This is a genomic window from Myxococcus vastator, assembly GCF_010894475.1.
GTDB classification, from domain to species: domain Bacteria; phylum Myxococcota; class Myxococcia; order Myxococcales; family Myxococcaceae; genus Myxococcus; species Myxococcus vastator.
The window spans coordinates 1-18372 of record NZ_JAAIYB010000141.1 but is presented as its reverse complement, the minus strand read 5'-3'; the positions used below and the strand labels follow the sequence as shown (position 1 = coordinate 18372).

Annotated in this window: 18 protein-coding genes and 2 pseudogenes; 13 read left to right on the top strand and 7 right to left on the bottom strand. The window is 70.1% G+C overall.

Annotated features, from left to right (window positions below):
- Positions 1-217 (bottom strand): annotated as a pseudogene (locus G4D87_RS16080) (16S rRNA (uracil(1498)-N(3))-methyltransferase); the annotation flags it as partial.
- A 132-nt stretch (positions 218-349) separates the two neighbouring features.
- On the opposite strand from G4D87_RS16080, the gene G4D87_RS16075 reads away from it, so the two are divergent.
- Positions 350-1141 carry a hypothetical protein gene (locus tag G4D87_RS16075; RefSeq protein ID WP_163782952.1) on the top strand — a complete coding sequence of 264 codons (792 nt, stop codon included), beginning with the start codon at positions 350-352 and terminating at the stop codon, positions 1139-1141.
- Positions 1142-1315: 174 nt separating this feature from the next.
- A complete protein-coding gene (locus tag G4D87_RS16070; protein WP_163782951.1) occupies positions 1316-2506 on the top strand; it encodes a tRNA-uridine aminocarboxypropyltransferase in 1191 nt (396 codons plus the stop codon).
- A gap of 23 nt (positions 2507-2529) precedes the next feature.
- Here the strand turns inward: G4D87_RS16070 and G4D87_RS16065 are convergent, their stop codons facing one another.
- Positions 2530-4194, bottom strand: a complete 1665-nt coding sequence (locus G4D87_RS16065; RefSeq protein ID WP_240358320.1) for a FecR family protein — start codon at positions 4192-4194, stop codon at positions 2530-2532.
- Positions 4181-4804, bottom strand: a complete 624-nt coding sequence (locus tag G4D87_RS16060) for an RNA polymerase sigma factor (RefSeq protein ID WP_240358319.1) — start codon at positions 4802-4804, stop codon at positions 4181-4183. The genes G4D87_RS16065 and G4D87_RS16060 overlap by 14 nt, the downstream gene beginning before the upstream one ends.
- Positions 4805-4995: 191 nt before the next feature.
- On the opposite strand from G4D87_RS16060, the gene G4D87_RS16055 reads away from it, so the two are divergent.
- Entirely contained in the window at positions 4996-6204 is a 1209-nt protein-coding gene (locus G4D87_RS16055; protein WP_163782949.1) for a DUF7107 domain-containing protein, read from the top strand.
- An 18-nt stretch (positions 6205-6222) separates the two neighbouring features.
- Here G4D87_RS16055 and G4D87_RS16050 read toward each other — a convergent pair whose 3' ends face one another.
- A complete protein-coding gene (locus G4D87_RS16050) occupies positions 6223-7200 on the bottom strand; it encodes a class I SAM-dependent methyltransferase (protein ID WP_240358317.1) in 978 nt (325 codons plus the stop codon).
- Positions 7201-7360: 160 nt separating this feature from the next.
- Between G4D87_RS16050 and G4D87_RS16045 the strand changes: the two genes are divergently transcribed.
- From G4D87_RS16045 to G4D87_RS16020, 6 genes are all read left to right on the top strand, one after another.
- A complete protein-coding gene (locus G4D87_RS16045; protein ID WP_163782947.1) occupies positions 7361-8122 on the top strand; it encodes a crotonase/enoyl-CoA hydratase family protein in 762 nt (253 codons plus the stop codon).
- A 47-nt stretch (positions 8123-8169) separates the two neighbouring features.
- Positions 8170-9315 carry a cystathionine gamma-synthase gene (locus tag G4D87_RS16040; RefSeq protein WP_163782946.1) on the top strand — a complete coding sequence of 382 codons (1146 nt, stop codon included), beginning with the start codon at positions 8170-8172 and terminating at the stop codon, positions 9313-9315.
- A gap of 99 nt (positions 9316-9414) precedes the next feature.
- On the top strand, positions 9415-9837 hold the full coding sequence (locus G4D87_RS16035) for a hypothetical protein (RefSeq protein WP_163782945.1): 423 nt from the start codon (positions 9415-9417) through the stop codon (positions 9835-9837).
- 107 nt (positions 9838-9944) lie between these two features.
- On the top strand, positions 9945-10934 hold the full coding sequence (locus tag G4D87_RS16030; protein WP_163782944.1) for a hypothetical protein: 990 nt from the start codon (positions 9945-9947) through the stop codon (positions 10932-10934).
- A gap of 3 nt (positions 10935-10937) precedes the next feature.
- Entirely contained in the window at positions 10938-11477 is a 540-nt protein-coding gene (locus G4D87_RS16025) for a hypothetical protein (RefSeq protein WP_163782943.1), read from the top strand.
- 10 nt (positions 11478-11487) lie between these two features.
- On the top strand, positions 11488-11928 hold the full coding sequence (locus G4D87_RS16020; protein ID WP_163782942.1) for a MaoC family dehydratase: 441 nt from the start codon (positions 11488-11490) through the stop codon (positions 11926-11928).
- 75 nt (positions 11929-12003) lie between these two features.
- Here the strand turns inward: G4D87_RS16020 and G4D87_RS16015 are convergent, their stop codons facing one another.
- Positions 12004-13371 (bottom strand): pyridoxal-phosphate dependent enzyme, encoded by a 1368-nt coding sequence (locus G4D87_RS16015; RefSeq protein WP_163782941.1) that lies wholly within the window; start codon positions 13369-13371, stop codon positions 12004-12006.
- Between the two features lie 290 nt (positions 13372-13661).
- Between G4D87_RS16015 and G4D87_RS16010 the strand changes: the two genes are divergently transcribed.
- Positions 13662-14702, top strand: coding sequence for an aminoglycoside phosphotransferase family protein (locus G4D87_RS16010; RefSeq protein WP_163782940.1), 1041 nt, complete (start codon positions 13662-13664; stop codon positions 14700-14702).
- Position 14703: 1 nt separating this feature from the next.
- Entirely contained in the window at positions 14704-15732 is a 1029-nt protein-coding gene (locus G4D87_RS16005) for a nucleotidyltransferase family protein (RefSeq protein ID WP_163782939.1), read from the top strand.
- A gap of 10 nt (positions 15733-15742) precedes the next feature.
- On the opposite strand, the gene G4D87_RS16000 is transcribed toward G4D87_RS16005, so the two are convergent.
- Both G4D87_RS16000 and G4D87_RS15995 read right to left on the bottom strand, forming a co-directional pair.
- The gene (locus G4D87_RS16000; protein ID WP_163782938.1) at positions 15743-16507 is read right to left on the bottom strand and encodes a Stp1/IreP family PP2C-type Ser/Thr phosphatase; all 765 of its coding nucleotides are present in this window, start codon (positions 16505-16507) and stop codon (positions 15743-15745) included.
- A 119-nt stretch (positions 16508-16626) separates the two neighbouring features.
- Positions 16627-16983: a DUF192 domain-containing protein gene (locus G4D87_RS15995; protein WP_163782937.1), complete on the bottom strand. Its 357-nt coding sequence runs from the start codon at positions 16981-16983 to the stop codon at positions 16627-16629.
- 17 nt (positions 16984-17000) lie between these two features.
- On the opposite strand from G4D87_RS15995, the gene G4D87_RS15990 reads away from it, so the two are divergent.
- The gene (locus tag G4D87_RS15990; RefSeq protein WP_163782936.1) at positions 17001-17504 is read left to right on the top strand and encodes a tRNA (cytidine(34)-2'-O)-methyltransferase; all 504 of its coding nucleotides are present in this window, start codon (positions 17001-17003) and stop codon (positions 17502-17504) included.
- 34 nt (positions 17505-17538) lie between these two features.
- Positions 17539-18372, top strand: a pseudogene (locus tag G4D87_RS40000) (DUF4388 domain-containing protein); the annotation flags it as partial.

Sequence of the window (18372 nt, the reverse complement as noted above, 5' to 3'; positions counted from 1 at the left end):
GGGGCGGGGGCTCGGTGAGGGTGACGCGCAGGTGCAGCACGCCCGCGCTGTTCTCCAGCACCTCGCCGGTGCCGGTGAGGCCTCCCAGGTGCCCTACGCGGAGGGACTCGCCGGGCTCGGCGCGCAGCACCTCGCGGGCGTGCTGGGCCCGCCGTCCGGTGAGGCGCGCGGTGCCGTCGGGCAGGAGGTCTTCGTCCACCAGGAGCAGCAGGTTCACCGGGCTTCTGTACTCCGTCGCCCGCGGCAGAGGTAGTGTTCGCCAGCCGAACATGACGAAGGGACCGCCAGCGTGGGAACCGAACTGCTTATCCAGTCCAGAGGCAAGAACGAGCGCGCGCCCGTCACGTCCGTGATTCCCATTGCCGGCGCCGTGGAGGACGGCCCCCCCGCGGAGGACACGTGTCGCGAGGTCCTGCGTGCGGTGATGCGGGCCCTGGAGGGGGCTCGGCAGGCGAGCGGCGACGGCGGCCTGCATACGTTCACGTTCTCGCTGCGCGGGGCAACCGCCGATGGCGCCGCCCAGTGGGAGCTGAGCGAATACGAGGTGTGTGAGCACGCCGCCCACTTCGAGTCCCTGCACCCGCTGCTGCGCGACTACGCCGTCGTCACCGGCGCGGGTGCCAATGGCAACCGCATGTGGGCCGATGCGGAGACCCCGGCCGGCACGCAGGCCATGGAGGCGCTGGTCCTGCGCGACCGCACCTGGCTCCCCGCGTACATCGACTTCCTGCGAAGCTGCGACCTGGACCACGAAGTCGGCCAGTGGGGCACGCTCGACCAGCTCATCGAGCGTCATGGCTGGGCTCCCGACACCTGCGCCCTGGCGGCGGCCCGGCTGCTCAGTTGCCGGGGCCAGCACGGCGACGAGCAGCTCTCCACCTGGATGGAGGCGAGCCTGGGCGAGTACCTGGCCACCGAGGAGGGCCGCGCGGCGTTCGACCACGCGGCGGCGCGCGAGTTCGACACCTGGAACGGCTCCATCATGCGCAATGCGCTCAAAGGACCTCGGGACGCGCACTGCAGCGAAATGGACGAGTGGCTCGCGTCCTTCGAGTCCCTGATGGACCCAGCGCGGCTCGCCGTGTTGCGGCGACATGCCCACGGCCGCTGGGCGCGAGAGCGCGGCCTGCCCGAGCAGTGACAATCGCCGTCATGCCGCGAAGGCGGGCTCGGGTCGCCGTGAATGCGGAGCGGCGCCGACCGGGGCCTTCGTGCCCGGCCGCCGTTGCCTTGGGGAAGCCGGTCCCCGGGCACCCGGCCTGCCCGGCGCTCCCGTGGTGGGACTTGCCCCTCACCGGGGCGTGCCGTAAAGGCGGTGGCCGTGCGTAACCTCTGCCTGCGTTGCCGCCGTCCCGAGAGCGCGTGTTATTGCGCGCAACTGCCGCCCCGGTTGGAGACGCGCACGCGCGTCGTGTTCCTCCAGCACCCGCGTGAGAGCCGCGTGGCCATTGGCACCGCGCGCATGGCCCACCTGTCGCTGAGCAACTCAGAGCTGCATGAGGGCGTGGACTTCTCCGGCCACCGGCGAATCGAGGAGCTGGCCGCGCAGCGGGACTCCGTGGCGGTGCTCTTCCCGGGCGAGGACGCCATCACCGTGGAGGAGGCGCGGCTGAATCCCCCCAAGACGCTCATCGTCGTGGACGGCACCTGGCCGCAGGCGAAGAAGGTCGTATCCCGCAACCCGGTGCTGGCGGGGCTGCCGCGCATCGGCTTCGTGCCGCGCCGGCCCAGCAACTACCGCATTCGCGCGGAGCCCGCGGACCACTGCGTGTCCACCATCGAGGCGGTGGTGGAGATGCTGGGCGTCCTGGAAGGCGACCCGGCGCGCTTCGACACGATGCTGCGGGCCTTCGAGTACATGGTGGACACGCAGCTGGCGCGGCAGTCGACGCGCACCTCGCCCAACCGGCGCCGCATCTACTTCGGGCCGTGGCGTCCGCCGCTGGAGCTGCGCACGCTGGCGGAGCGCTTCGAGAAGCTCGTCGTCTTCTACGGCGAGGCGAACGCCCACCCCGCGGGGGCCGAGGAGATTCCCACGGAGCTGGTGCACGCGGTGGCGTGCCGTCCGGCCACGGGCGAGCGCTTCGAGGCCATCATCGCGCCCGAGCAACCCCTGGCCTACAGCACGCCGCTGCATGTGGAGCTGTCGGAAGACATCCTCCGCGCGGGCGAGCCCCGGGCCGAGGCGATGAAGCGCTTCGAGGCCTTCCTGCGTCCCGATGACGAGCTGGCGGTGTGGACCACGTTCGCGCTGGACCTGCTGTGGGCGGGTGGCATCACCCGGCGCCCGGCGAGCAGCGTGCGCCTGGCCACCGCGCGCGCGCTGAAGGGCAAGGCGGGCGGCGTGGAGCAGGCGATGACGCAGCTGGAGGGCCCGGAGGTGCCGCAGTGGGCCCCGGGCCGCGCGGGCCGCCGCATCCGCGCGCTGGAGTCCGTGGTGCGCGAGCTGGTGGCGCGAGGCAACGCCACCGAGCCGCCCCAGAAGCTGCCTCGCACGGGCAGCTGAGTCCGCGGCCCGTTGCCGCCCGCTCAGGGCAGCAGCCCCGTCTTGGCCTCCTTGGCGTAGCGTCCTCGCGGGAAGTCGTTGAGGTACTGCCGGTACTCGTCCCGGGCCCGGTGCGATTCGAGCTTCTCCTCGAAGCACCGCGCGCGCAGGTAGCGCGCCTGTTCGCGGTGGGCGGCCCGGGGGCTGCGCTGGGCAATCTCGTCCAGTCCCACGAGGAAGCGCTCGCACTTGCGCGAGTTCACCTGGAGCCGGGCGTAGCCCAGGAACCGCTCGTCCGCGTCCTTGGAAACCAGGGCCATGGGAATCATGGGCCCGCGCTTCTTCGAGGCTTTCTTCGCCACGGCGTCTGGCGGCGGCTCCGGCTCGGCCGGCAAAGGGACGTTCACCGACGGCACGGGGTAGGGCGCGAACTCGTCGTGGTTCGGGTCCACGGGAGACGAGGGCGTGGCCGGCGTGCTGCCCGCGGCGGCCACGGGCGCCAGTGCATTCGCCGGCGGCGGCGCGGGCTCGGGGGCCGGGGCTTCGCCGATGGGCTCCCGCGTCGTGGGCGTCACGGCCGCCACCGCGCCTGGTGTCGTGGGGGCGGGCGCGTCCGTTGGCTCGGGCTTCTGACTGGAGGGCGGACGCGCGCTGGTGGGGCGGGGCGGGCTCACAGCGACTTCATCCTCCGGGTCCCGGAGCTCCGCGATGGCCCGCAGGTCCGGCTTCGACAGCTTCCGAGGGCTCAGCGTGTGCTTCGCCGCGTGCAGCTCCACGCGCTCGCCAGGACCGACCAGCCGCGGCGGCTGGCCTTCCGCTTCGACGCGGACCTTCCCTTCCGCGACGGCCACGGCGGCGCCGTCCTTCGTGCGCTCCACCGTGAAGAGGGTGCCCACCACGGAGACGCGCAGGCCCGCCACCTCCACCACGAAGCCCTGGCGCGCGGTATGCGAGGCCTCGACCGACAGGCGCCCCTTGTTCACGGTGAGGTGCACATCGCGAGACTCCGCGCGGGACAGCTCCACCTCCGAGCCCGCCGACAGCCGAACGCGGCTCTCATCCGGCAGCCGAAGCAACGCGCTGGAGCGCGCGGGCGTCCGCACCGCCACACCCGAGCGCAGCCGCATGCCGGGCTTGAGCGCGCGCTCCGTGCCTCCCGCCTCGCGCAGGATGGCCCCCGCGACGGCGACCCGCTCCGTCTCCGTGGTGGCGTCGAGCTGCTCCGCCGCGTTCGTGGGCACAGGCGGCTCGCCGCCGGTCGCGGCGTGCGCGGCGGTCTCCGGAGCCGAGGGCCCCGTGGGCACCATGTCACCGCCGTGCGACGGAACGGAGACACCAGACGCAGTCTCCCCCCGAGCCACGAGCGCTCCGCCCTCGTCCATCGCCCGAGGCGCGCGGACCATCCAGAACGCCAGCATCGCCGCGCAGGCGCCCGCGAACGCCACGGCCCACGGCCAGCGGGCCCTGGGCGCGCCACGGGCCAGGCGCCGAGCCGCCTCCGCGCGGAGTCCTTCGCCCATGGCGTCCGTGCGCGGCGGGGGCAGGGTGCCGCGTGCCTCGTGGAGGACCGCGCGGGACTGCCGCACCTGCTCCAGCGCCTGGGCACATTCAACGCAGGTGGCGACGTGCGCCTCCACCCGGCCGCGCGCCGCCGCGTCCAGCTCGTCCGCGGCCAGGGCCCACAGGGAGCGGTGCTCATGGCGAGCCATGGAGACCTCCGGGACGGTTGGCGCCGAGCAGTCGCTGCATGGCTTCGTTGAACTCCAGCCGCGCATGGTGGAGGCGGCTGCGGACGGTGTTGGGCGAGCTGCCCACGGCCTCGGCAATCTCGTCCGGGTTCATTCCGCACAGCTCGTAGTACACGAAGACGATGCGCTTCTTCGGCTTCAGCCGCTCCAGCGCCAGCTCCACCAGCCGGGCCGCCTGACGCCGCGAGGCCATCCGCTCGGGGTCCTCCCCCTCCGCCGCCGTTTCCGGCAGCTCCCAGACGGAGTCCTCCGGCCGGCGCCGCTTCCAGCGCAGGTGGGACAGGGCCACGTTGGAGCACACGCGATAGAAGAAGGTCCGGAACCGGGACTCGCCCCGGTAGCTCTTCACGGCCGTCAGCAGCCGGAGGTAGGCCTCCTGGCGCAGGTCCTCCACGTCCACGCGGTTGCCGACCAGGTGCCACAAGGTGCGCGAGGCCTCCGCCTGCGTGAGGGCATAGAGCTGTTCGAATGCCGTCAGGTCGCCCTCCTGGATGCGCCGGACCAGGGCCTGGAGCCGCACCTCGTCCTGGCCGACGACGGGCGCGAATGAGCGGGCTCCACGCAGGAACACCAGGGGGGCTCCCTCCACTGAAAGGTCCGGGCCACTACATACCTCCATGGCCATGGGTCTCCGGAAAGACGAAAGCCGATCAAATAAATTTTTTGATCATCCGTCTGCGCTACGGAGTCCACCGCTGCTGAAACCGGGCAACACCTCCGGTGGCCGGACCGGTACCCCCTGAGTTTTCGGAGTCCCCACTCATGCGGAACACCCCCATACGTAGCCTCATGTGGCTGCCGCTGCTCGCCGTCCTCTCCGTCCTCCCGGGCTGCATCGTCCATGGAGAGGATGACTGGTACGACGACTACGACGACGACATTTGCTACTGCTCGACCGACCGGGACTGCGACATCGGTGAGAGCTGCCGCAGCGGCGTCTGTCGGACCGTTCCTCCTGACTCGGGCGAGTGTTCGTCCTCGCTGGACTGCCCCGGGTCCCAGGTCTGCATCAACAGCGTCTGCTCGCAGTTCTGCTCGCGTGACTCCGACTGCGGCGCGGGCCAGCGGTGCGACGACCACTACTGCGTCGGGAACGGCGCCGTGGACGGCGGGACGCGGCCGGACGCTGGCTCCGACGGCGGGACGCGCCCGGACTCGGGGACGGACGGCGGGACGCGTCCGGACGCTGGCTCCGACGGTGGGACGCGCCCGGATGCGGGCGTGGACGGGGGTTCTTCTCAGCAGTGCCGCGTGAACATGGACTGCGGGGCGGGGAGCTACTGCATCAACAACCAGTGCATCCGCGGCTGCTATGACGATTCCTGGTGTGATGCCACGGACACCTGCGTGAGCGGCCTGTGCCGCCCGCGCCCGGTGGACCCGAACACCTGCTCCACCGCGGCGGACTGCACCGACGGGAAGGACTGCGTGGATGGCCAGTGCCGCGCGGCCTGCGACTCCACCACCCAGTGCCCGGACGACTACAGCTGCCAGATTGGCTACTGCATGCCCATCCCGGACGGGGGCGACTGCCGCGCCAACTGCGAGTGCCCCGCCGGCCAGGTCTGCTTCAATGGCCAGTGCAAGGCGCCGCAGCCGGACCCGGGCCAGACGTGCGTGGCCAACTGCGACTGCCCCTCGGGTGACGTCTGCACCAACGGCTACTGCCGTCCGCCGGCCCCGCCGCCTCCGCCGCCGGACGCGGGCACGGGCCCGGCCTGCCAGGCCAACTGCGACTGCCCGTCGGGCCAGGTCTGCTCCAGCGGCCAGTGCAAGGTGCCCGCGCCGCCGCCGGTGCAGGACTCCGGAACGTCCACCCCGGTGTGCCGCGCCAACTGCGAGTGCCCGTCCGGTCAGGCCTGCACGGACGGCGTCTGCAAGCCCGTCAACACCGGCAGCGGCAACAGCTGCCAGGCCAACTGCGAGTGCCCCGCCGGCGAGCGCTGCATCGACAGCGTCTGCTGGCTGTAGCCGGGACGGACGCCAGCGTCAGGGAGCCACCATGCGCCAGCAGCGGTGGATCTCCTTGCGCTGGAAGTCCTCGGGGATGGAGCGAGGGGTGATTTCCTCCACCTCCATTCCCCGCGTGGCCTTCGGCTCCAACTGGAACCCCAGGAAGTTGTTGGAGAAGTAGAGGACGCCGCCGGGCGCGAGCAGCGCCCGGATGGCGGCCAGCAGGCGAGGGTGGTCGCGCTGCACGTTGAAGCTGCCCGACATCTTCTTCGACGTGGAGAAGGACGGCGGGTCGCACACCACCAGGTCGTACCGCTCCGGCGCGTCGGCCTGGGCCTCCACCCAGGCCTTGGCATCCGCGCGCACCAGCGTGTGCCGCGCGTCGGCCAGCCCGTTGAGGTCCAGGTTGTCCTCGGCCCAGTCCAGGTAGGCGTTGGACAGGTCCACCGTCGTCGTGCTCGCGGCGCCTCCCGCGGCGGCGTAGACGGTGAAGGCCCCGGTGTACGCGAAGAGGTTGAGGAAGCGCTTGCCCCGGGCCTCCTCCCGCACGCGCGCGCGGGTGTTGCGGTGGTCCATGAAGAGGCCGGTGTCCAGGTAGTCGCCCAGGTTCACCCAGAACTTCAGGCCCTGCTCCTCCACCACGATGCGCCCGCTGTCCTGGCCCACCCGGCCGTACTGCGAGCGGCCCCAGGGCTGGGGCGTGTGCGTCTTCACGAAGATGCGCTCGGGGGGCACGGCCAGCACCTGCGTCACCGCGGCCAGGACCTCCTCCCGCTGCGTGTCCGCGGCGCCGGAGGCGATGGCGCGCCGGCGGGGATACTCCACGACGTGGACGCAGTCGCCATAGAAGTCGATGGCGAAGGGGTACTCGGGGATGTCCCTGTCGTAGACGCGAAAGGCCGTCAGGCCCTGCGTCCGGGCCCACTTGCGGAAGCGCTTGTCCCCCTTGCGCAGGCGGTTGGCGAACATGCCCTCGGGGGCGGTTGTGTCGTGAGTGCCTTCTTTGTCAGCCATGCCCAAGCGTCCTTCCGTCCAGACGACCGCGGCCCCCCTCATCCCTGAGTCTCCGACGTCCGACAAGCTCCGAAAGGCGGCCACGGGGTGTCCGGCCTGCCCGCTGTGCCGCTCGGGCACCGGTTGCGGTCCGGACGCGAGGGAAGAAGACTCCGCCGCCATGAGCGTGCGCGTCGAGAGGACCGGCCCCGTCACCACCGTCATCCTGGACCGCCCGGAGGTGCGCAACGCCGTGGATGGCGCCACCGCCCACGCGCTGGCGGAGGCCTTTCGTGCCTTCGACGCGGACCCGGACGCGCGGGTGGGCGTGCTCCATGGAGACGGGGGCACCTTCTGCTCCGGAGCGGACCTGAAGGCCGTCTCCGAGGGCCGGATGCCCCGCCTGGAGCTGGACGGGGATGGGCCCATGGGCCCCTCGCGCATGGTGCTGTCCAAGCCCGTCATCGCGTCCATTTGCGGCCATGCCGTGGCGGGCGGGCTGGAGCTGGCGCTGTGGTGTGACTTGCGCGTGGCCGAGGAGGACGCCGTCCTGGGCGTCTTCTGCCGCCGCTGGGGCGTGCCCCTCATCGACGGGGGGACGGTGCGGTTGCCGCGGCTCATCGGCCTGTCGCGCGCGCTGGACCTCATCCTCACGGGCCGGCCCGTGTCCGCCCAGGAGGCGCTGGCCATGGGGCTGGTCAACCGCGTGGTGCCCCGGGGGCAGGCGCGCGAGGCCGCGGAGTCCCTGGCGCGCCAGGTGGCCGCCTTCCCTCAGGCGTGTATGAACGCGGACCGGCGCTCCGCCTACGCCCAGGCGGGGCTGGGCACCGAGGAAGCACTGCGTCAGGAGTTCGCCCGCGGCGTCAAGGTGCTGGAGTCGGAGTCCATTGTCGGCGCCACGCGTTTTGCCCAGGGGGCGGGGCGTCACGGGACGTTCGAATAGGCGGGTCCTGCTGCGCGGCCGGGAGGGACTGTGTTAGTTGCCCCGGCATGCGCTTCGACACGCTTGCCATCCACGCCGGTCAGGAGCCGGACCCCACCACGGGCGCCATCATGACGCCCGTCTACCTGACCTCCACCTACGTCCAGGACGGCCCCGGAGAGCACAAGGGCTTCGAGTACAGCCGGACGCAGAACCCCACCCGCAACGCGCTCCAGGCCTGTCTGGCCGCGCTCGAGGGCGCCAAGCACGGCGCGGCCTTCGCGTCCGGCCTGGCGGGCACGGACATGCTGATGCACATGCTGGATTCGGGCGACCACGTGGTCGTCTCGGACGATGTGTACGGCGGCACCTTCCGCCTCTTCGACAAGGTGTTCCGGCGGGCCGGGCTGCACTTCTCCTTCGTGGACCTGTCCAAGCCGGAGAACTTCGAGGCGGCGATTACGCCGAAGACGAAGATGGTGTGGGTGGAGTCCCCCACCAACCCGATGCTCAAGCTCATCGACCTGGCGCGCATCGCCGAGGTCGCCAAGAAGCGGAACATCCTCTCCGTCGCCGACAACACCTTCATGACGCCGTACTTCCAGCGCCCGCTGGAGCTCGGCTTCGACGTGGTGGCGCACTCCACCACCAAGTACATCAACGGCCACAGCGACGTGGTGGGCGGCTTCGTCTGCACCAGCCGCGAGGACGTGGCGGAGCGGATGTACTTCCTCCAGAACGCGGTGGGCGGCGTGTCCGGCGCCTTCGACAGCTTCATGGTGCTGCGCGGCGTGAAGACGCTGCACGTGCGCATGGACCGCCACGCGCAGAACGCGATGAAGGTGGCCCAGTTCCTGGCCACGCACCCCCAGGTGAAGAAGGTCACCTACCCGGGCCTGGAGTCGCACCCGCAGCACGCGCTCGCGAAGCAGCAGATGAAGGGCTTCGGCGGCATGGTGACCTTCGACATCCAGGGGGGGCTTGCGGCGGCGCGCACCTTCCTCAAGACGGTGAAGGTGTTCGCCTGCGCCGAGTCGCTCGGCGGCGTCGAGTCCCTCATCGAGCACCCGGCCATCATGACCCACGCCTCCATCCCCAAGGAGACGCGCGAGCAGCTGGGCATCACCGACGGCTTCATCCGCCTGTCGGTGGGCATCGAGGACGGGCAGGACCTGGTGGACGACCTGGCGCAGGCGCTCGACGCCGCGAAGTAGCCGCCAGGGGCGCGTGGCCCGCCGTCCAGGCTGGAGGCGGCGGGCTGATTTGCTAGGCTACTGGCTCAGACAGTGCCCGTCCCTGGAGACCGACCCCCCATGACCCGAGAAGAAGCGCAGATGCTGGCGCAGGCGTTCCTCGCCGCCAACGGCAACCCCAACAGCGTCGGCATCAACCCGCAGGGCTTCGGCGGCGTCGCCCTGGGCGACGCTCAGCTCTACTTCGAGTGGCACGACAAGGAGCAGGCGCTGGAGTGCAGCGCCCTCATCCACCGGTTCCGGGACACCCCCAAGCCGGGCATCCTCGAGGGCTTCCAGGAGGAGCAGAAGAAGGGCACGGACACCGGCGGTGGCACCGTGGACTTCGAGCCGGAGAACAAGTCCCTGTTCCTCAGCCGCACCTACACCACCGCGCCGCAGATCCCCATCTTCAACGACGACATGAAGCGGCTGATGAAGGCCAGCCTCGAGTGGAGCAGCACCGTCCTGAACCGGGTGGCGGACCGCGTCTTCGGACGCTGATCCTTTGTCGCAGTGCGGCAAAGTGAGGGGCACCGCAACTTCCCAGACCCTGGGACGATAATCCCCTCACCAGCAGTCCACCCCTTTCAAATCGTCCTGGAGCCCCCATGAACCCCATCGGGAAGTTCATCAACAAGGTCCGTACCGGTGCCGAAAAGGCCATTGACCGCACGCAGGACGTCGTTGGCGACGCCGTCGACAACGTGAAGGACGCCGCTGCCGCCGGTGGCCGCAAGGTCGGCCAGTTCGTGGATGGCTTCGAGAACGCCGCCTCCGGCGCCGCCCGGGGCGTGGGCAACGTCGTCGGTGGCGCGACTCGGGGCGTGCAGGAGTTCTTCGGCGGCGGCAACCAGCCGGACCGCGTGCACGACGGTAAGCTGCTGGGCGCGGACGGCGCGACCTTCCCCCCGGGCACCCCGCTGGCGGACATCCCGGGCGTGACGCCGGCCAACAACCCGAACCCGCAGTCGACGGTCCTCTACGTCAACGGCATCCTGACGTCGAAGGAGGCCCAGTCGGAGAGCCTGCAGGCCATCGCCAACGCGACGGGCTCGCGCGTCGTCGGCATCCACAACGCCACCGAGGGCATGGGCGCGGACCTGGCCCAGTGCGTGAAGGACAAGCTGGACAAGGGCACCAACCCCGCCGTGGACACCCTCGCGGACGCGCTCTACACGGAAATCAAGGCCGGCCGTGACGTGCACCTGATGGCGCACAGCCAGGGTGGCCTCATCTCCAGCCGCGCGCTGAACGACGTGTACAACCGGCTGCGCATCGAAGACGGGATGTCCAAGCAGGACGCCCAGTCGATGATGGGGAAGATTGACGTGGAGACGTTCGGCGCCGCCGCCACCACGTACCCGGACGGCCCGAACTACGTGCACTACGTGAACCGTGGCGACCCGGTCCCCAGCATGTTCGGCCTGGGCCCCGTCGCGGACAAGTGGAACCCCATCGCGGACGGTGGCGAGGGCTCCAAGGTCCACCACTTCAACGAGTTCCACCTGAACCCGTTCGACGGCCACAAGTTCGAGGACGTCTACCTCAAGAACCGCGTGCCGTTCGACCAGGCCCGCGAAGGCAACTTCAACCAGTAACCCATGGCGACCGCTCCCCGCAGTGGCCTCGCTGGCCTGCTCAGGTCCTGGATTTCGGGCCTGGGCCCCGCTGCCCCGGCGGATACGCCGCTGACGCGGGAGTCTGCCCAGCGGCTGGTCCAGGGTTTCCTCCATGAAGAGGGCACGCCGCCCAGCCCGGGCATCAACCCCCAGGGCTTCGGTGGGCTCGACGCGGGGGGCGCATCGCTGTACTTCGAGTGGTTGGAGGACACCCAGGCGCTGAAGTGCAGCGCCTTGGTGTACCGCTTCCGCGAGCCGCCCAAGCCCGGCGTCATCGAAGGCTTCCAGGCCGAGGAGCGGGAGGGCACGGACGCCGGCGGCGGCACCGTGGACTACGAGCGGGAGAACCGGGGCCTCTACCTGGCCCGGACGTACACCCGCATGCCGGCCGAGCGCGCCTTCGCCAAGGAGATGCGCCGGCTGATGAAGGCCAGCATCAAGTGGAACTCCCAGGTGTTGGACCGCGTCGCTTCGCGCGTGTTCCACCCGGAGGAACTGGAACCCAAGGACCCGCCGAGGTGAAGTAGCGCCCATGCGCTACTTCGAGGACTTCCAGCCGGGGGACGTGAGCGAACACGGTCCCCACGTGGTGTCGCGCGAGGAAATCATCGCCTTCGCGACGCAGTTCGACCCGCAGCCCTTCCACCTGAGCGACGAGGCCGCCCGCGGCAGCATCTTCGGGGGCCTGGTGGCCAGTGGCTGGCACACCGCCTCCCTGTGTCACCGCTTGCTGGTGCAGGGCTTCCTGGGGCAGACGTCCAGCCTGGGCTCGCCTGGCTTGGATGAGCTGCGCTGGCTCAAGCCCGTGCGCCCCGGGGACACGTTGCGCGTGCGCGTGGAGGTCGTCTCCGCCACGCCGTCGCGCAGCAAGCCGGACCGGGGCGCCATCAAGCTCCGCATGGAGGTGCGCAACCAGCAGGACGAGGTGGTGATGACGGAGCTGGCCAACGTGCTCTTCGGCCGGCGTCCGTGAACACGAAGGGCCTCCCGTCTCCGCTGAGGAGACGTGGAGGCCCTCGGTGCTTCCCAGCCGCGAGCGCGCCGGGGACTACGCCGCCGTGCGGTGCAGGTAGTCGATGAGGTCGATCTTGCTGACGATGCCGACCACCTTCTCGCCGTCCTTCACCACCGCCACGTTGTCCTGAGCGAAGACTTCACGCAGGCGGGCGATGCTGGTGTCCAGCGACAGCGCGCCCTGCAGCGGCGCGATGATGCTGTCGATGGTGTCGGAGAACTTCGCCTTGCCGGCCACCAGCGCGTTGAGCAGGTCATACTCGTGCACCATGCCCACCGTGCGGCCGTCGGCGCCCACCACCGGCATCTGGCTGATGCCGTGGCCGCGCATCGTCTCCACCACCTGGTCGACCTTGTCACCGCGGCGCGCCGTCTTCACGTCCTTGGGCTGGTCGCCCAGGATGTCGCGGATGGTGCCGGCGCCCTTCTCCTCCAGGAAGCCGTTGTCGCGCATCCACTCGTCCGAGTGGAACTTGCTGATGTAGCTGCTGCCCGAGTCGGGCAGCACGACGACAATCGTCTTGCCCTTGCCCACTTCCTTGGCCAACTGCACCGCGACGTGAATCGCCGCGCCCGAGGAGCCGCCGGCGAAGATGCCTTCCTCACGCGCCAGGCGGCGCGCGGCGATGAAGCACTGGCGGTCATCGACCTGGCGCACGTCGTCCAGGTGGGTGAAGTCCATGGCGCCGCACAGCATGTCCTCGCCGATGCCTTCCACCTTGTAGACGTGCGGCTCGCCCAGCTTGCCCGTCTTGAAGTAGCCCTCGTAGACGGAGCCCTCCGGGTCCACGCCGACATTCTTGAGGCCGGGAATCTTCTCCTTCAGGAACTTGCCGGCGCCGCTCATGGTGCCGCCGGTGCCCAGGCCCGCGACGAAGTAGTCGAACTTGCCCTCGGTCTGCTCGTAGATTTCAGGACCGGTGGTGTTGTAGTGCGCCTCGATGTTGTCGGGGTTGTGGTACTGGTTCAGCATGAACGCGCCCGGCGTCTCGCGGTGCAGGCGCTTGGCCGTCTCGTAGTAGCTCTGCGGGTCCTCGGCCGGCACGTTGGTCGGCGTCACCACCACCTGCGCGCCCAGCGCCTTGAGGCGGTTGATCTTCTCCAGGGACATCTTGTCCGGCATGGTGAAGATGCACTTGTAGCCCTTCACGGCCGCCGCCAGCGCCACGCCCATGCCGGTGTTGCCGGACGTGTTCTCGACGATGGTGCCGCCGGGCTTGAGCTTCCCCTCCCGCGCGGCCTTCTCGAGGATGTAGAGCGCCATGCGGTCCTTGATGGACGCGCCCGGGTTCATGAACTCGCACTTGACCAGCACGGTCGCGTCGTTCGGCCCGACGAGCTTGTTGAGCTTGACCAGCGGCGTGTTGCCAATGGCGGAGAGGATGTTCTCGTGGATGTCCATCGCGGCTTCCGTAAGTAAATGAGGGTTCGCGGCGCGTCTTATATGCCGCCGCACGGGCCCGGTCGACAGCGTGTGGCCTCTGGCGCCCCTGGAGAGCGTTGAACCCACCCCGGTGGGCAGGGAGTTCCGACGCACCCGGACGTAGGTGGAGGATGGCTGGCCGCTCGTCGGGTTGGCGACAGCCCGGGGGGCGGGCGGGCATCCCCTCGGACAGGCCTTTGACCCGGATGGGCGCGCCTCCGATACTCGGGTGCGACTTGCGTCAACCCCCTCCGGAGAACCCCGTCGATATGGAACTCGAGGCCGCCTTGCGCGACCAGGTGGGACAGGCCATTGGCCGTCCCGTTCCCAGCGCCCCCATCACGAAGCTGAAGGGCGAGGCGAGCAGCCGCTCGTACTACCGCGTTGGCGCGCCGCCCGAGAGCTGGGTGGTGATGGTGATGCCGCCCGACTCGACGAAGAAGAGCGACGAGGCCACCCAGGGCGAGCCGCCCCAGGAGCTGCCCTTCCTCAACGTGCACCGCTACCTGGAGAAGCTGGGCGTGCGGGTGCCGCGCATCCTCCGCTACGACGAGCCGGCGGGGATGATGGTGATTGAAGACTTGAGCGACATCACCTTCGAGTCCGCGCTGGAGGGCGGCAAGCACCACGAGGCGCTCTACACCCGCGCCGTGGACCTGCTGGCGCGCCTGCGCGCGGCGGCGGAGAAGCAGCAGGACCCGGACTGCCTGGCCTTCACCCGCGCCTTCGACGAGGACCTCTACGACTGGGAGCTGCACCACTTCCGCGAGTGGGGCCTGGAGGCGTGGAGCGGCAAGACGCCCACGGACGCCGAGCGCGCCGAACTGGACGCCACCTTCCGCGACATCGCCCGGCAGCTGGCCGCCGCGCCCCGCGGCTTCACGCACCGCGACTACCAGAGCCGCAACATCATGGTGAAGGAGGGCGAGCTGGTCGTCATCGACTTCCAGGACGCGCTCCAGGGCCCGCGCCAGTACGACCTGGTGGCGCTCTTGCGCGACAGCTACGTGGAGCTGGAGCGCGACTTCGTGGACGCGATGCTGGACCGCTATATCGCCACCTTCCAGGAGGTGAGCGGCGAGCGAATCGACGCGGCGTCCTTCAAGGCCTTCTTCGATTTGCTCACCATCCAGCGCAAGCTGAAGGACGCGGGCCGCTTCGAGTTCATCCACCGCGTGAAGGGCAACCCGGGCTTCCTGGTGTCCATCCCCGCGTCGCTGCGTTACGTGCGTGACGGCTTCGCGCGGCGGCCGGAGCTGCGCAAGCTGCAGGACCTGGTGGCGAAGTACGTCCCGGAGCTGGCGGCCTGAGATGAAGGCCATGGTCCTCTGCGCGGGCCTGGGCACGCGCCTGCGCCCGCTCACCGAACGCTGGCCCAAGCCGGCGATGCCCTTCCTGGGGCAGCCGCTGCTGCGCTACCACCTGGCGGTGCTGAAGGCCGCGGGCGTGACGGCGGTGGGCATCAACACCCACCACCTGCCGGACACCATGGCGGCGGTGGCCCGCGCCGAGTGCGCGCGCGCGGGGCTGCCGCTGCACAGGGTGAACGAGCCCGTCATCCAGGGCACCGGCGGCGGCATCCGCGGCCTGCGGGACTTCTTGTCGGACGGCGACTTCATCGTCTTCAACGGCGACATCCTCTACCCGGTGGACCTGCGGCCGGTGGTGGCCGTGCACCAGGCCTCTGGCGCGTTGGCCACCATGGTGCTGCAGCCCATGCCCGCGGGGGAGAGCTACGCGGCGGTGGAGCTGGACGCGGAAGGCCGTGTGCGCCGCATCGCCGGCCACGGCCCCGGCGGTGAGGGCCTGTCGCCGTGGCACTTCACCGGCGTGCACGTGATGTCGCCGCGCGTCTTCGACTTCATGTCGCCGGAGGGCGCGGAGGACATCAACCGCGAGGTCTACGTGCGCGCCATGGCGGCGGGGCAGACGGTGCGCGGCGTGCGGGTGGACGGGTACTGGTCCGACCTGGGCACGCCGTCGCGCTACCTCGCCACCGTGCAGGACGTGCTCGCCGGCCGCGTCCGGCTGGAGTGGCTGGGCGCGGACTCACCGCTGGCGGGGACCGCGCGCGGCGCGAGCGGCACCTGGGCGCACGCGGAGGCGCGTGTGGACGGCACGGTGGAGGGCCCGGCGTACCTGGGGCGGGGCAGCGCGGTGGCGGACGGGGCCTCCGTGGGGCCGGGCGTGTCGCCGGAGCCGGGCGCGAAGGTGGCTTCAGGGGCGCGGCTTTCGCGCGCCACCGTCTTCGAGGACACCGAGGTGTCCTCCGGGGAGTCGCTCTCCGAGGTGCTCGCCTGGGGCGCGCACCGGATTGCCGCGCCGCTGAAGGGGCGCTGAGCGCCGCCGCTCAGGCGGCGTGGTAGCGGGCCAGCACGCAGGTGACGTTGTCGTTGCCACCCGCGGCGTTGGCCATGTCGATGAGCTGCGAGCAGGCCTTCTCCAGCTCCGGCGTGCGCTGCAGGATTTCCTGCATCTGCGCGTCCGTCACCATGCCGCTCAGGCCGTCCGAGCAGAGCAGGAAGACGTCGTCCTCCTGCGGCTCCACGCGGGAGACATCCACCTGGACGTTCTCCTTCATGCCCAGCGCGCGGACGATGACGTTCTTGTGGGGGAAGTTCTCGATTTCCTCCGGCGAGAGCTTCTTCGCCTTGAGGTAGTCGTTGAGGAGGGAGTGGTCCTCCGTCACCTGCTTCAGGGCGCCGCCGCGGAAGTAGTACACGCGGCTGTCGCCGACGTGGCCCACGTAGACGGCGCTCTGGCCGAAGTGCACCGTGACGATGGTGGTGCCCATGCCCTTGTACTTGGACTCGGAGCAGGCCTTCTCGAAGATGCGCGCGTTGGCGAGCTTGATGCCGGTGGCGATCCGGTTCTCGTCATAGTTGCGCGTCTTGTCCATCTTGAAGGGCCAGGTGCAGTCCTGGTCCTTGGCCGTGAGCTTGTAGAACTCCCCGAGCTCGTCCACCGCGATGCGGCTGGCGATTTCTCCAGACGAGTGGCCCCCCATGCCATCCGCCACGCAGAAGAGAAACTCTTCCGGGAGCATCAGGAAGTTGTCCTCGTTGTGATTCCGCTTCATCCCAACGTGGGTGCTGCCAGCGACCTCGATGCGCATGCGCGAGAACTCTTCTAAAAGGGCGAGAAAACGTGGCGCCGGAGGTTAACAAAGCGCTCGGAAATCGGTCAAAACTCGTGCATCCCGGCCGGACAGGCAGGGGCACTTCGGGCAGGGCCTCAAGGAACCGGCTCGAAGCTCAGCACGTCACCTTCCTGGGTGCCGCTGGCGGCCAGGACCCCCGCGGGAAGCTCCAGGACCGAGCGTGACTGGAAATACACGGATGTCGCACGCCAGGGCGGCAATGCGGGCATCTGCTTGACGATGCGGCCCCGGGCGTCCAGGAACAGCACGTCAATGGGGATGCGCATGAAGAAAGTGTGGATGGAGTTGCAAGGGACGATATGGAGCCCCTCGCCCACCTCCAGCGAGCGGCGCCCCATGAGTCCCTTGAACCGTTGGAGGAACGAGGTGGCCTTGTCGGCCCGGTCCGCCAGCAGCCGTTGCCGCGTCTCGTTGTTCACCTTCCAGCGCATGTAGCGCCTTCTACCCCATGCTCGAGCCCCTGGCGCGTCCTCTCCACCTGGTCCTCGTTTCTCCCCAGATTCCCCCCAACACCGGCAACGTCGCCCGCCTGTGCGCGGTGACGGGCTGCCGGCTCATCCTGGTGGAGCCCCTGGGCTTCTCCATTGACGACCGGCAGCTCAAGCGGGCCGGGCTGGACTACTGGGACAAGGTATTTCTCCGCCTGTATCCAACCTACGCGGCCTATGTGGCGGACTACCCGGAGGCCCGGCGGTGGCTCTTCTCCGCCCGGGCCGCGACATCCCTGTATGAGGCCCGGTTCGAGGAGGGGGACCACCTGGTGTTCGGCTCGGAGGTGTCCGGGTTGGCGCCGGAGGTGATGGAGGGGGGCACAGGGACGGCCGTCACCATTCCCATGCTGGAGGACCGCCGGAGCCTGAACCTGTCCACGTCGGTGGGAATCGGGACCTATGAGGCCCTGCGACAGGTCGGTTTCACCGGAGCAGGCAGGCAAGCGCCCCCGGCAAGTTGAGGGGCCGTGTAGAGGGATTACACTGCGGCGACGCATGACCCCGTCGCAGGCCGCCGAAGCGCTCTATTCCGCCCACAAGTCCCGCGCCACCGGGCGGCTCACGCTTTCCTCGGGAGGGCGTGAGTCCCGGCTGTGGCTGCGCGAGGGGAACCTCGTGGGGACGCAGCTGGGCTTCGGGTTCCAGAGCCCGGCGCAGGCGTTGCTCCAGTCCGGGATGCTGGACGCGGAGGCGCTGGACACGCTGTGGGCGCGGGGTGGGGCAGGGGCTCCGGACGAGGAGACGCTGGAGGCGTTCGAGTTGGCGCCGGAGGTGGTGGCGGAGCAGCAGGTGCTCGCGCAGGTCCGGCGCTTGAGTGCGCTGGCGGAGCAGGCCGCGTTCGAGCCGGGGACGGTGGAGGCGGAGGGGTTTCGGCCCATCTCGGGCGTGCGGGTGGTGCGCGCGGCGCTGGAGGGGCCGATTCATGGCGGCGCGGCGGCGCGGGTGTTCCGCTGTGAGGATGTCGAGGCCTGTGGGCCGTGGCTCGCGGATGCTTCGGAGCGGGCGTTCCTGGAGACGTTGGCGGAGTTCCGGGAGCCGGAGTCGCTGACGCCCGCGCAGGAAGCGCTGCTGCTCGTGCTGGAGCGTGAGGGCTGGGTGCAGGCGCTCTCCGTGGAGGACTGGGAGGAGCGCGAGCGGGTCCGACGGGAGGAGGAAGCGGCTCGGCAGCGGGCGGAGGAGGAGGCGCGGCTCGAAGAGGAGCGGCGGCTTGCGGAGGAGGCCCGGCTTGAGGCGGAGCGGCTTGCCGAGGAGGCCCGGCTTGCGGAGGAGGCCCGGCTCGAGGCGGAGCGGCTTGCGGAGGCTGTCTCTTATACACACCTTATACTGCAC